General features: G+C 68.2%; 13 protein-coding genes and 2 tRNA genes. 9 read left to right on the forward strand and 6 right to left on the reverse strand.

The window, feature by feature from the left end:
• Positions 1-346 (reverse strand): cold-shock protein (locus GPA22_RS21650; RefSeq protein ID WP_246264619.1); only part of this gene is annotated, 346 nt, incomplete at its 3' end.
• Between GPA22_RS21650 and GPA22_RS21655 the strand changes: the two genes are divergently transcribed.
• Positions 338-769 carry a gamma-glutamylcyclotransferase family protein gene (locus GPA22_RS21655; RefSeq protein ID WP_169258150.1) on the forward strand — a complete coding sequence of 144 codons (432 nt, stop codon included), beginning with the start codon at positions 338-340 and terminating at the stop codon, positions 767-769. The two genes, GPA22_RS21650 and GPA22_RS21655, sit on opposite strands and share 9 nt — an antisense overlap.
• A gap of 18 nt (positions 770-787) precedes the next feature.
• On the opposite strand, the gene GPA22_RS21660 is transcribed toward GPA22_RS21655, so the two are convergent.
• Positions 788-1744 (reverse strand): hypothetical protein, encoded by a 957-nt coding sequence (locus GPA22_RS21660; protein ID WP_169258151.1) that lies wholly within the window; start codon positions 1742-1744, stop codon positions 788-790.
• Positions 1745-1834: 90 nt separating this feature from the next.
• A complete protein-coding gene (gene mutL, locus GPA22_RS21665; protein WP_169258152.1) occupies positions 1835-3724 on the reverse strand; it encodes a DNA mismatch repair endonuclease MutL in 1890 nt (629 codons plus the stop codon).
• 227 nt (positions 3725-3951) lie between these two features.
• Here mutL and purN point away from each other — a divergent pair, with 227 nt between their 5' ends.
• Genes purN through GPA22_RS21690 form a run of 5 tightly spaced genes read left to right on the forward strand, consistent with a single transcriptional unit; the run spans position 3952 to position 8999 of the window.
• Positions 3952-4632 carry a phosphoribosylglycinamide formyltransferase gene (purN, locus tag GPA22_RS21670; protein ID WP_169258153.1) on the forward strand — a complete coding sequence of 227 codons (681 nt, stop codon included), beginning with the start codon at positions 3952-3954 and terminating at the stop codon, positions 4630-4632.
• Entirely contained in the window at positions 4611-5813 is a 1203-nt protein-coding gene (locus tag GPA22_RS21675; RefSeq protein WP_169258154.1) for a DUF3108 domain-containing protein, read from the forward strand. The genes purN and GPA22_RS21675 overlap by 22 nt, the downstream gene beginning before the upstream one ends.
• Before the next feature lie 9 nt (positions 5814-5822).
• Positions 5823-7106 (forward strand): RsmB/NOP family class I SAM-dependent RNA methyltransferase, encoded by a 1284-nt coding sequence (locus GPA22_RS21680; RefSeq protein ID WP_169258155.1) that lies wholly within the window; start codon positions 5823-5825, stop codon positions 7104-7106.
• Positions 7093-7683, forward strand: a complete 591-nt coding sequence (locus GPA22_RS21685; RefSeq protein WP_169258156.1) for a phospholipase D family nuclease — start codon at positions 7093-7095, stop codon at positions 7681-7683. The genes GPA22_RS21680 and GPA22_RS21685 overlap by 14 nt, the downstream gene beginning before the upstream one ends.
• A complete protein-coding gene (locus GPA22_RS21690; RefSeq protein WP_343036116.1) occupies positions 7680-8999 on the forward strand; it encodes a mechanosensitive ion channel family protein in 1320 nt (439 codons plus the stop codon). Before GPA22_RS21685 ends, GPA22_RS21690 begins: the two co-directional genes overlap by 4 nt.
• Positions 9000-9016: 17 nt before the next feature.
• On the opposite strand, the gene queD is transcribed toward GPA22_RS21690, so the two are convergent.
• Positions 9017-9472 (reverse strand): 6-carboxytetrahydropterin synthase QueD, encoded by a 456-nt coding sequence (queD, locus tag GPA22_RS21695; RefSeq protein ID WP_169258157.1) that lies wholly within the window; start codon positions 9470-9472, stop codon positions 9017-9019.
• Positions 9473-9577: 105 nt separating this feature from the next.
• On the opposite strand from queD, the gene GPA22_RS21700 reads away from it, so the two are divergent.
• Complete coding sequence (locus tag GPA22_RS21700; RefSeq protein ID WP_169258158.1) at positions 9578-10432, forward strand: radical SAM protein; 855 nt, start codon at positions 9578-9580, stop codon at positions 10430-10432.
• Positions 10433-10456: 24 nt separating this feature from the next.
• On the opposite strand, the gene GPA22_RS21705 is transcribed toward GPA22_RS21700, so the two are convergent.
• A complete protein-coding gene (locus GPA22_RS21705) occupies positions 10457-10759 on the reverse strand; it encodes a helix-turn-helix domain-containing protein (protein WP_121429774.1) in 303 nt (100 codons plus the stop codon).
• A gap of 260 nt (positions 10760-11019) precedes the next feature.
• On the opposite strand from GPA22_RS21705, the gene GPA22_RS21710 reads away from it, so the two are divergent.
• Positions 11020-12246 carry an aspartate kinase gene (locus tag GPA22_RS21710; protein ID WP_169258159.1) on the forward strand — a complete coding sequence of 409 codons (1227 nt, stop codon included), beginning with the start codon at positions 11020-11022 and terminating at the stop codon, positions 12244-12246.
• Positions 12247-12297: 51 nt separating this feature from the next.
• Positions 12298-12391 (forward strand) — tRNA-Ser (locus GPA22_RS21715).
• Between the two features lie 245 nt (positions 12392-12636).
• On the opposite strand, the gene GPA22_RS21720 is transcribed toward GPA22_RS21715, so the two are convergent.
• Positions 12637-12711: transfer RNA gene (locus tag GPA22_RS21720), tRNA-Arg, on the reverse strand.
• Between the last annotated feature and the right edge of the window lie 140 nt (positions 12712-12851).

The raw sequence follows: 12851 nt of genomic DNA on the forward strand, positions 1-12851 counted from the left end.
GAGGCGGCACTGATCGGGGGGCGCCCGGGCGGGCGATGTTGATCGCGCGTTTCTTCCCTTCCTTGTCGAGTCCGATCTCGAAGGACAGAACCTCCCCGACTTGCGGGCGGCGGCCGTCGCGGGGGAAGGCGGAGATGTGGGCGAAGACTTCCGGGCCGCCGTCCTTCGGGGTAATGAAGCCGAAGCCGCGGTCGTCGTTCCATTTGCCGAGCGTGCCGTCTATGCGCATGGGGAGGCCGGATATCATCGTGATGCGAGCATGATACGGGCTGCCGGCCTGGTCGCGGCCGCTCTGCTCGCTAGAATGAGGCTTTGCGGTCGTCGAGGGCGCCGGGCCATGCAGCATTGCTTTACCTACGGTTCGCTGATGTGCGAGGACATCATGTCCGCGGTGAGCGGCGCGCGCTGCCGCTTCGTCGCGGCGTCGCTGGACGGGTATCGGCGGCAGCCGGTGCTCGGGCAGGCGTATCCGGGGATGGTGCCGGCGGTGGGGGCGTGCGTATCGGGGGTGTTGTATCTGGATCTGCCGGCGTCGGCGTGGCCGCGGCTGGACCGTTTCGAGGGCGAGGAGTACGCACGCCGGCAGGTCGTCGTGCGGCTGCAGGACGGGCGGCTGGAGACGGCGTGGACCTATGTCTTCCGACCAGAGTACGCGGCGCGGCTCGTGGACGGGGAATGGGATTTCGAGCGCTTCCTGCACACCGGCAAGGCGCGCTTCACGGCGCAGTATGTCGGTTTCGACGCGTTGGAGGGCGATGGCCTGGCGTGACGGGAGGGGCGCCGCGCGCTATCGCTCCATCTGCCGCTCGTTCCCGCCGTGCCTGCCGCGCTCTTCTTCCTGCGGCGGCTGTTTGCGTCCCCGCGGCTGCGTGCTGCCGCCCCGGTCCTGTGGGGCGCGCTCGTCCATGCGCGGGCCGCCCGTCGGGCGATCACGCATCTCCCTTTCGCGCATCCGGTGGTCGCGCCCGGCTTCCATCTGGCGCGGGTCCATCTGTCGGGCTTCCCTCTGGCGCGGTTCCATCTGCATGGGTTCCGCCCGCCGATGAATCGGGCTGCCCTGTCGCGATTCCGCGTCGGGGCCGAAACGCTGGCGATCCTGCTCCATCGTGCGAGGAGGGCGCTCGCGGCGTGCGGCTTCGCGTTCATCCCGATCCGGTCCGCGCACGCTCGGGGGCGCCGGCGGGGGCAGGAGCTCGCGGGCTGCGGTTTCGCGCGGCCGGTAGCGGTAATGCTGGCCGCTCAGGTCGCGCTGTTCGCGGATGTCGCGCGGATAGCGGTCGCCCGAGTATCTCCGCTGGTAAATCGGCAACGGCGCTGGCGGCGGCACGGCGCGGCGGTCCCAGTGGTCCCAGCCGCGGCGGTGTTCCGCCCAGTCGTCGCCCCAGTGCTCGCGCCAGCGCGGCGGCGCCTCGCGGCGCCAGGTGCGGAAATAGATCGGTGGGTCGCGGTAGTAGCGCACCGGAATGCGCAGGATGAACACGGGCACGGCGAGTGGTGCGACGAGCGTCCACGGGCCGTTGTACCAGGAGCTCACGTACCAGTCGTCGTCGTAGAACACCCAGTACAGGCCGTCATAGAAGAAGAAATTCCCGGCCACCCGTGGCGCGTAATACACCGGGTAGCCGGGCACCCGCACGAGCTGCGGATACACCGGCAGGTTGATGCCGATGAATACCTGCACGGAGGCCGTTGCCGGCGTGACCGCGGCCAACAGCAGCCACAACACGATCAAGAACTTGCGCATGCGCATTTCCCCCTCGGGAGTGCCCTGCGAGCGGCGTTTGCTCGCTCCTGTATCTTTATAGATCCTGGATGCGGCGGCGCCCGTGACCGTCTACTGGCCGCGCATGAAGAAGCGGTCGAGCTCGCCCATCGTCAGCTGCGTCCAGGTCGGGCGGCCGTGGTTGCACTGGTCGGCGCGCTCGGTCGCTTCCATGTCGCGCAATAGCGCGTTCATCTCGGGCAGCGTCAGGCTGCGATGCGCGCGCACCGCGCCGTGGCAGGCCATCGTCGCGAGCAGCTCGTTGCGGCGTGCGGTGACGACTTCCGAGGCCGGGTATTCGCGCAGTTCTTCGAGGAGCTTGCGCATCAGCTCCGCGACCGGCGCGCTCGCGAGGAGCGCCGGCACGCTGCGCACCGCGAGTTCCTGCGGTCCGGCCGGTGCAACCTCGAAGCCCATGCCGGCGAGCACTTCGGCGCATTCCTCGGCGGCGGCCATGTCCTTCGCGCTCACCGAGAACACCGCCGGGATCAGCAGGCGCTGCACCGAGGGCGTGCCGTCGAGCACCGTCTTCAGCTTCTCGTACAGGATGCGCTCGTGCGCGGCGTGCATGTCGACGAGCACGAGGCCCTTTGCGTTCTGCGCCAGGATGTAGATGCCGTGCAGCTGGCCCAGTGCATAGCCGAGCGGGGCGGAGTCGTCGGCATGCTGCGGCAGCGCGGGCGCGACCGTCGTTGCCGGCCGGCCGGCGGTGGGGGCGAAGACGGTCGGGCGGAACTCCTGTGCCGGTGCAGTCGCCGTCGGTGTCGGCGCCGACATTGTGGCCGCATCGGGGGCGCGCGCGGTGCCGACGAAATCGAAGTAGCTGCGGCTCGCCGATTCCATCGCCAGGCGCCCCTGTACCGGCGGCGCGTTGCCGTAGCCGCCGAAGGGGCGCGGGCGCTCGCCCTGTGCCGGTGCGTCGGCGCCTGCTGGCTCGCCGGCGGTCGCGGCTACCGCCGGCTCGTCGCGCGCCGCGAGGTTCGCGCCCGATTCGGCGAGCGTGCGCGACAGCGCATGGAACACGAACTGATGGATCGCGCGCGATTCGCGGAAGCGCACCTCGATCTTGGCGGGATGCACGTTCACATCCACCCCCGCCGGATCGAGCTCGAGGAACAGCACGTAGGCCGGATGCCGCGCGCCGTGCAGGATGTCCGCGTAGGCCTGGCGCACCGCGTGCGTGAGCAGCTTGTCGCGCACGAAGCGGCCATTGACGAAGAAGTACTGCGCATCGCGGCTCGCGCGCGAATACGCCGGCAGCGACGCGAAGCCGGACAGGCGCAGCGGCCCGGCGTCGGCATCGAGCGCGCGTGCCTGCGCGAGGAAATCGTCGCCCATCAGCGCCGCGACGCGCCGGGCCTGGTCCGTCACGGGCAGGCGGTGCACGACGCGGCCGTTGTGTGCGAACTGCAGGCCGATGTCGGGGCGTGCCAGCGCGACGCGGCGGAACATCTCGTCGCAGTGCGCGTATTCGGTGCCTTCCGACTTCAGGAACTTGCGCCGCGCCGGGGTGTTGTAATAGAGGTCTGCGACATCGACGACGGTGCCCGCGCCGAGCGCCGCGGGCGCGACGCTGCGCTCCGTGCCGTCGATGCGCCACGCGTGCGCGCTGCCTTCGGCGCGGCTCGTCAGCGTGGTGCGTGCGACCGCCGCGATCGCCGCCAGCGCTTCGCCGCGGAAGCCCATCGTGCCGACGCGTTCGAGGTCGTCGAGATTCGCGATCTTGCTTGTCGCGTGGCGTTCGAGCGCCAGTGCGAGCTCGTCCCGGGCGATGCCGCAGCCGTCGTCGGCGACGCGGATGCGCCGCACGCCGCCCTGTTCGAGCTGCACGTCGATCGCGCGCGAGCCCGCGTCGACGGCGTTCTCCAGCACCTCCTTGAGCACCGATGCGGGGCGTTCGACGACCTCGCCGGCGGCGATCTGGTTGATGAGGAGGTCGGAGAGCAGGTGGATCGAGGGCATGAAGCGAGTGCGAGGGGGAGCGAGGGGCAATTATACGGAGTCCGACGGCCCCGGTCGCCGTGCCGCGGCCGGCACATTTCGGGGGGAGGGCGCCCTTCCGGTATCATTGGCGGAAATCCGCCCGCCGCATGCGGGCCTGCGTCCGGCTGCGGAACAAGTCCGGCCGGCTCCTGTCCCATTCCCCCGACGCGCCGCTGTGCGTCCGAACCGAACACCAAGAAGCCCGCATGAAGTCCATCGTCATCCTCATTTCCGGTCGTGGCAGCAACATGGAAGCCATCGTGAACGCGGCCATCCCCGGCGCGCGCATCGCCGCGGTGATCAGCAACCGTGCCGACGCCAAGGGGCTCGAATTCGCCGCGGCGCACGGCATCCGGACCGCCGTCGTCGACCACAAGGCCTTCGCCGCGCGCGAAGCCTTCGACGCCGCGCTTGCCGAGACGATCGACGCACACGGCGCCGACCTCGTCGTGCTGGCGGGCTTCATGCGCGTGCTGACGGACGGTTTTGTGCGCCGCTACGAGGGGCGTCTCCTGAACATCCACCCCTCGCTGCTGCCATCCTTCCCCGGCCTGCACACGCACCGGCGTGCGATCGAGGCGGGCGTGCGGGTGCATGGCGCGACGGTGCATTTCGTGACGCCGGAGCTCGATTGCGGGCCGGTCGTGATCCAGGCCGTCGTGCCGGTGCTGCCCGGCGATGACGAAGCCAGCCTGTCGGCGCGCGTGCTCAGGCTGGAGCACCGCATCTACCCGCAGGCCGTGCGCTGGTTCGTCGAGGACCGGCTGACGATCACCGCGCAGGGCCAAGTGCGCGTGCGTGAAGAAGCGGTCGATGAGGCCGGGTGGACGATCCCTTCGCTGGATCGCGGCCTCGGGGACGGAGCGTGCGACAGCCGGCAATCCTGACGCTCGCCGCGACCGCCTCGGTGCTCGCGCACGCGCTCGTGCTGAGCCTGCCGGGCTGGTCGGCGCACGTCGCCACGGAGCCGCCGGTCCTGCATGCGACGCTCGTGATTCCCGAGCCGCAGCCGGTGACGGACCTGGCGCCTGTCGTGATGCCCGCGCCTCCGCCGCCGGTCGTGCCGGAGCAGCCGAAGCCGCGGCCCAAACCGGCGAAGCCCAAGCCCGCCCCCGAAGCGCCGGCGCCGGCCGCGCTCCCGCTGACGGCCCCGGCAGGCGAGGGCGGCGAGGTCGCGCTCGCGTCGCCGGCCGTGGCCGCGGCACCGCCCGCGGTCGAGCCGCCTGTGGCCGCCGAGGCTGCGCCCGTCGCCCAGGCGGCGCCGCAGCAGGTCGCCGCCGGCGACCTCAAGGGCTTCAGCATCGCCGGCTGGCCCGAGCGCGGCAGCATCCGCTTCAGCGTGCATATGGGCGAGGGCGGGTTTGCCGTCGGTGAGGCGCAGCACGAGTGGTCGCACGACGACAAGCGCTACAGCATGTCCGTCGCGGTGCGCACGACCGGTGTCGTCGGCATCTTTCGCCGCTTCCAGTATGTACAGCGCAGCGAAGGCAGCGTGGGGGCGGGCGGCCTGCAGCCGGAGCGCTTCAGCGTCGAGCAGACGCGCAAGACGCCGACGAACGCCCGCTTCGACTGGGGGACGCGGCAGGTGACGATGACGCGCGGCGAAAAGGAGCGTGTCGCGGAGCTGCGGCCGGGCGACCAGGACGTGCTGAGCCTGTGGCACCAGATCGGCATCGTCGGCGCGGTCAGCGGCTCGAACGAGCTCAACGTGATCACCGGACGCGAGGCGACGCCCTCGACGGTCGAAGTCATGGGGCCCGAGAAGCAGGCGCTGCCGATCGGCTTGCTCGACACGCTGCGCGTGCGTGCCGAAGCGCGCAACGGCAGCCTCACCATCGACATCTGGCTCGCGCGCAACTACGGCATGCTGCCGGTGCGCATCCGTATCGTCGACGACAAGGGCGAAGTCCTCGACCAGCAGGCCATCGAACTGCGCCTGTCCCCACCGGGCCCGGCCGCCGGCGATGCGGCCGTGGCCGGAACCGGCGCGGGCCACGGCGCCGAAGACGACATGATCGAACTGCGGGCGCAGGACAATGCCTTCGCCCATCCAACCATCGGAAACTGAAGAACAAACATGGCAAGACACGAAGAGGCCGCCTCGCGCGGCCTGCTGATCCACGCAGCCCAGGTCCTCGGCGCGGTCCTCACCTTCGAACATCCGGCCGACGTCGTGCTGTCGCGGCACTTCCGCGAGAACCGCGAGATCGGCCACCGCGACCGCGGCTTCATCGCCGAGGCCGTGTACGGCATCGTCCGGCGCCTGCGCTGGCTGCGCCGCCTCGTCGGTGACGACGCCCGTCCGCGCGCGCTGCTGCTCGCATGGCTCGCACGCGGCGAAGGCTGGCCGATGCGCCACTTCGAAGGGCTCGCGTCGGCCACCGAGCGTGACTGGATCACCGAAATCAAGGCCAGGGAGCTCGACGAAGGCTCGCTCGGCGAACGTGCCGACATGCCCGACTGGCTCGCCGAACGCCTGCTCGCGACGCAGGACGAGGCCGCGCTGCTCGAACTCGCGCACAGCCTCAACCGCCCGGCGCCGCTCGACCTGCGCGTCAACGTGCTGAAGAGCGACCGCGACAAGGTCCTCGACGCGTTCAAGGTGAACGGCATCGAGGCCGTCCCCTGCCCGTACTCGCCGCAAGGCATCCGCCTCGCCGGCAAGCCCGCGCTGCAGAAGCACCCGCTGTTCCTCGACGGCTCCTTCGAAGTGCAGGACGAAGGCAGCCAGCTGCTGGGCTTTCTCGTGCAGCCCAAGCGCGGCGAACTGGTCGTCGACTTCTGCGCCGGCGCCGGCGGCAAGACGCTGCAGCTGGGAGCGCTGATGCGCTCGACCGGGCGCCTGTACGCCTTCGACGTGTCCGAAAAGCGCCTCGCCAAGCTCAAGCCGCGCTTCGCGCGCGCGGGGCTGTCGAACGTGCACCCGGTGCTGATCGCCCACGAGCGCGACGCCAAGGTCAAGCGCCTCGCCGGCAAGGCCGACCGCGTGCTGGTCGATGCGCCGTGCAGCGGCCTCGGCACGCTGCGCCGCAACCCGGACCTCAAGTGGCGCCAGACCCCCGAGTCAGTCGCCGAGATGGTCGCGAAGCAGGGCGCGATCCTCGACTCGGCCGCGCGCCTCGTCAAGCCGGGCGGCCGCCTCGTGTATGCGACCTGCAGCCTGCTCGCCGAGGAGAACGACGCCATCGTCGATGCCTTCCTCGCCGCACACCCCGAGTTCCGCCAGGTGAGCGCCGCCGAGGTGCTCGGCAAGCAGGGCATCGCGCTCGATACCGGCGAGCGCCTGCGCCTGTCACCGCGCGTGCATGACACCGACGGCTTCTTCGCGGCCGTGCTGGAGCGGGTGAATGACGCCGCGTGACGGACTGGCTCGGCTGCTCGCGCTCGTCGCGGCGGCCGTGCTGGCGGGCGTTGCGGCCCCTGCCGCCGCGAGCCAGCGCCTACCCGCGCGCGGGTCGGTCGAAGTGGCGTTCTCGCCGGCCGACCGCCCGGAGGAACTCCTGATCGACGTTATCGACCACGCCCGCAGCACGCTGCACGTGCAGGCCTATGCCTTCACGAGCAAGCCGATCGCCCGCGCGCTGATCGAGGCGCATCGCCGCGGCGTGCGCGTCGAGGTGCTCGCCGACGCGAAGATGAACAAGCGCGGCAAGGGCAACGTCCTGCCCGAGCTCCTGCAGGCCGGCATCCCGGTGGCGCTCGAAACGCGCTACGCCGCCGCCCACAACAAGGTCATGATCGCCGACGCGGCAGGCCCCGCGTGCGCGCTGGCCACCGGCTCCTTCAATTTCACCGCGTCGGCCGTCAAGCGCAACGCCGAAAACCTCCTCGTGCTGCGCGACAACTGCACGCTGACGCAGATCTACCTCGACAACTGGCGCCGCCACCGCGCGGACGCCACCGCAATCACCCGTCTGCCCTGGAAACCCGGAACGTGAAAGAAGAACTTCGTTTCGCTGCCATGCTCACGGATACATGGAGCGACCTGCAGAGCCCCTCGATCCTCTGGCAACTCGCCGCGCTCGCCGGCTGCCTCGCGCTTGCCTGGCTGATCGGGCGCGCGATGCTCGAGCGCGTCAGGCGCCGCGGCGAAACCGAAACCGCCGCCCAGCGCTTCGGCCGCAGCGGCCTGCGCCGCGTGCTCTTCCCGCTGCTCGCCCTGATCTTCGTGTTCGCCGCGCGCGCGGTGCTCGGCAGGTACCAGAGCGTGAATCTCCTCAACCTCGCGGTGCCGCTGCTGACCTCGTTCGCGCTGATCCGCATCGTGGTGTTCACAGTGCGGCAGGGCATGGGCCGTTCGAACTGGCTGGGCAGTTTCGAACGCATCTTCGCTTCCGTCGTGTGGGCGGTGGTCGCACTGCACATCCTGGGCTGGCTCCCGGAAGTGATCGACGCGCTGGAAAGCGTGTCCTTCAGGGTAGGCAGCCAGAAGCTCTCGCTCTGGACGCTCCTGCAGGGCGCCGGCATGGTGGTCGTCACGCTGCTCATCGCGCTGTGGGTGGCGGGGGTGCTGGAACGGCGCCTGAGCGCTGCGCCAGGGCTGGACGACAGCATGCGGCTCGTCCTGATGCGGGTCGCCAAGGCGGTGCTGATCGTCGTCGCCGTGCTCGTCGCGCTGCCCATGGTCGGCATCGACCTCACGACGCTGTCGGTCTTCGGCGGGGCGCTGGGCGTCGGCCTGGGCTTCGGCTTGCAGAAGATCGCGGCGAACTACGTGTCGGGCTTCATCATCCTGCTCGACCGTTCGCTACGCATCGGCAACCTGATCTCGGTCGGCACCGAGCGCGGCATTGTCACGCAGATCAACACCCGCTACACCGTCCTGCGCGCAGGGAGCGGCGTCGAATCGCTGGTGCCGAACGAGACCCTCATCGGCTCGGTCGTGCAGAACGAAACCTACAGCGACACGCGCATCGTCGTGCCGATCAACATCCAGGTGGGTTACGACACCGATCTCGAACGTGCGATGGCTATCCTCGTCGAGGCCGCCCGCACGCACGAGCGCGTCATCGCCGATCCGGCGCCCAAGGCCTTCCTCGTCGCCTTCGGCGAGAGCGGCATCGACCTGCGCCTGCTGATCTGGATCGCCGACCCGCAGGAAGGCTCGCTGGGGGTGATCTCGCACATCAACCTGGAGGTGTGGAAGCGCTTCCGTGCCGAAGGCATCGCGATCCCCTTCCCGCAGCGGGAAGTGCGCGTGGTCCACGACGAAGCCGCGCTGACGCAGGCGGTCGCCGCCGCGGCGGGGGGCTGATCAGGCGAGACGGCGACTCACAGGCCGGCGTCGCCGCGCACGGCGTCGGCCCAGCAGTTGGGCGTCTCGTACAGGCGCACGCGCTCGAGGCGCAGATGATTGCCGTAGCTGTCGTGATAGCGCGGATCGAGGATGCGGAAGGCCTCGCGCGCGAGGTTCTCCGCCGTCGGCACGCAATCGAGCACGACCGTCTTGTGGCCCGGCATCGCCGCGAGGAACTGCATGACCTGTGTATCGCCGCGGAAGACCAGGAAGGCATGATCCCAGACGTCGACGATATGCGCCTTCGCGATCGTCTTCACCTCGCCGAAGTCCATCACCATGCCATTGACCGGCTGTCCGGCGGCCTCGATGATCGCGCCCGACAGCGTGATCTCGATCGCGTAGCGATGGCCGTGCAGGTGGCGGCATTGGCTGGCATGGTCCGGAATCCGGTGTCCTGCGTCGAATTCCAGGCGGCGGGTGATGCGCATGATTGACCTCGGGAGTGCAGGGCGCGGATTATAGCACCCGACCCCGAACGCCCATTCCGGGCGACCCCTTGCTGACTTCGACCGCGATCCGCGGCATCTGCACCCATGGCCTCCAGCGACCGGCAACTCACCACCCGCAACCACGACCGCGACCTCGCGGGGCTCACCTACGTCTACCCGGTGCTCTCGCGCCGCGCCGGCGGTGTTTCAGTCGGCATCAACCTGAATCCCAACAACGCCTGCAACTGGCATTGCGTCTACTGCCAGGTCCCCGACCTCGTGCGCGGCAGCGCGCCGCGCATCGATCTCGCGCAGCTCGAGGCCGAGCTCGCGGATTTCCTCGATGCGCTCGTGCATGGCGACTACCTCGAACGGCATGTCCCCGAGGGCCTGCGCCAGGTGCGCGACATCGCCTTTTCCGGCAACGGCGAACCGACCAGCGCCGCCGAATTCGCCGACGCGGTCGAGATCGCGGTGCGCCTGCGCGCGCAGTTCGGATTCGGCGAAGAGGTGCCGCTGCGCCTCATCACCAACGGCAGCCTGATGGGGCAGGCGGTGGTGCGCGAAGGCGTGCGCCGGCTCGGCGAAGCGGGCGGGGAAGTGTGGTTCAAGGTGGACGCCGGCACGCGGGCCGCGATGCGCCGCATCAACGGCGTCGGTCCCGACCCCGACGCGGTCGTGCGCCGTCTGCAGGCAAGCGCCGAGCGCTGCACGACCTGGGTGCAGACCTGCATGTTCCGCTGGGACGGGCAGGCGCCGTCGGACGCGGATATCGCTGCCTATCTGGCGGTGCTGGAAAAGGCCGGCGTGGAACGCCTCGCCGGGGTGCTGCTCTACGGGATCGCGCGCCCCTCGATGCAGCCCGAGGCGCCGCGGCTGTCGCCACTCGGCGAAGCCGAGCTCGAAGCGATCGGCGAGCGCATAAGAAAAACGGGGCTGACGGTTCGCGTCAGCCCCTGATGGCCATGTGATACCCCGCCCGGGTTAGCGCGACGTGCGTTCCTTGCGCTTCGCACGGGCTTCCTTCTTCAGCGTCTTGAACAGTTCCGGGTTCGAAGACTTCAGGAACTCGGCCACTTCGACGTCTTCCTTCTTTACCTTGTTGATGTCGATCTGCTCGATGTGAACGAGGCGCAGCAGCGCCTGCACGGGGCGGGGGATGTTGCGGCCGCTCTCGTAGCGCGAACCCCCACTTTGGGTGACGCCGATCTTCGACCAGAATTGCGACTGGTTCAGGCCGAGCTTGCGGCGGATCTCACGAACATCAATGGTTTCAGTGCTTTTCATCTCTTGGGCCTCTGTTGTGCAGTCAATTGTGCTATGAGGATTAGCTGCGCGCTAACGCGATCATACGACTTAAGTCATATGGTACCTAAAGTATAGATTACTATTCCGGGCAAATACAACGGCAAAATCAAAAGTCCTAGGGCTAACCGTAATCCATAAGTGCCCAAACTGGGTTTTGGGGTGTGGACGACGTCGGCCTGCAAAGTGAACGGGCTTTCGCTAGAATCACGTGTTTTATCCACAGTTACTTGGATACGACGATGGCACTGATAGTTCAGAAGTACGGCGGCACTTCCGTTGGCAATCCGGAGCGCATCAAGAACGTCGCCAGAAAGGTCGCGAAGTTCCAGGCTCAGGGCCACCAGGTGGTGGTCGTGGTGTCGGCGATCAGCGGGGAAACGAACCGCCTGATCGCGCTCGCCAAGGAAGTTGCAGCCACGCCCGATCCGCGCGAACTGGACGTCGTCGTGTCCACCGGAGAGCAGGTCACGATCGGCCTGCTGTGCATGGCGCTGCACGACATCGGCGTCAAGGCGAAAAGCTACACCGGCGGCCAGGTGCGCATCCTCACCGACAGCGCGCATACCAAGGCGCGCATCCTCAACATCGACGAGGCCCCGATCAAGAAGGATCTCGATGAAGGCAACATCGTCGTCGTCGCCGGCTTCCAGGGTGTGGACGAGCACGGCGCCATCACCACGCTCGGCCGCGGCGGTTCGGATACCACCGGCGTTGCGCTCGCTGCCGCGCTGAAGGCCGACGAGTGCCAGATCTACACCGACGTCGACGGCGTCTACACGACCGACCCGCGTGTCGTGCCCGAAGCGCGCAAGCTCGACACCATCACCTTCGAGGAGATGCTCGAGCTCGCCAGTCTCGGCTCCAAGGTGCTGCAGATCCGCTCGGTGGAATTCGCCGGCAAGTACAAGGTCAAGTTGCGCGTCCTGTCCAGCTTCCAGGAGGAAGGCGAGGGCACGCTCATCACTGTTGAGGAAGATCAGAACATGGAACAACCCGTCATCTCCGGTATCGCCTTCAACCGCGACGAAGCCAAGCTCACGGTGCTCGGCGTGCCCGACAAGCCGGGTATCGCCTACCAGATCCTCGGGCCGGTCGCCGATGCCAACATCGAAGTCGACATGATCATCCAGAACGTGAGCAAGGACGGCACGACCGATTTCTCGTTCACCGTCGCGCGCGGCGAACTCGACAAGGCCGTGGCCGTGCTCGAAGCTGTCAAGGAGCATATCGGCGCGCGCTCGATCGTCACCGACCGGACCATGGCCAAGGTGTCCATCGTCGGCGTGGGCATGCGCTCGCACGCCGGCGTCGCCTCGCAGATGTTCCGCACGCTGGCCGAAGAGGGCATCAACATCCAGATGATTTCGACATCCGAAATCAAGATCTCGGTCGCGATCGAGGAGAAGTACCTGGAGCTGGCCGTGCGCGTGCTGCACAAGGCTTTCGGCCTCGACGTCGCTGCATAATTAAGTTTGACCTGCAGTCCCGGGATCGCTATGATGCCGGGCTCGAAGGTTGGAGAGTTGGCCGAGAGGTCGAAGGCACTCCCCTGCTAAGGGAGCATACGGGCTAAAACTCGTATCGAGGGTTCGAATCCCTCACTCTCCGCCAGCCATACAGTAAAGACGCGCCTTTCGGCGCGTTTTTGCTTTCTAGCCGCCATCTGACGCGCCATCCCTCACGGCTTCCGCTTCTGCGGTGTACCGTCACGGGATTTCGGTATGCGTAGCGTGTACTGTCAAAAGTGACGGGGTGGGGTGGCTCTCCTCGCCGCCGCATGACACAACAAAAAACCCGCAAAGCCTTGAGCCGTGCGGGTTTTTGCTATTGCTTGCCACCCGGTGAACCATGTGGAATGGTCCCCCCGACAGGAATCGAACCTGTATCTAGCGCTTAGGAGGCGCTCGTTCTATCCATTGAACTACGGAGAGCGGCGCGCAATTCTATCCGGTTGCGCGCCGCGCACCAAGCCTGCCGAGCCGACGGAGAGGGATGGTTCAGGGCTCGAGCGCGTTGTTCTCCTTCGGGGCGTCGCGTCGCTCCGGGGGGAGGTCGGCGCGTTCGTTGCGGG

The organism is Aromatoleum toluvorans, from assembly GCF_012910905.1.
Taxonomy (GTDB): Bacteria; Pseudomonadota; Gammaproteobacteria; order Burkholderiales; family Rhodocyclaceae; genus Aromatoleum; species Aromatoleum toluvorans.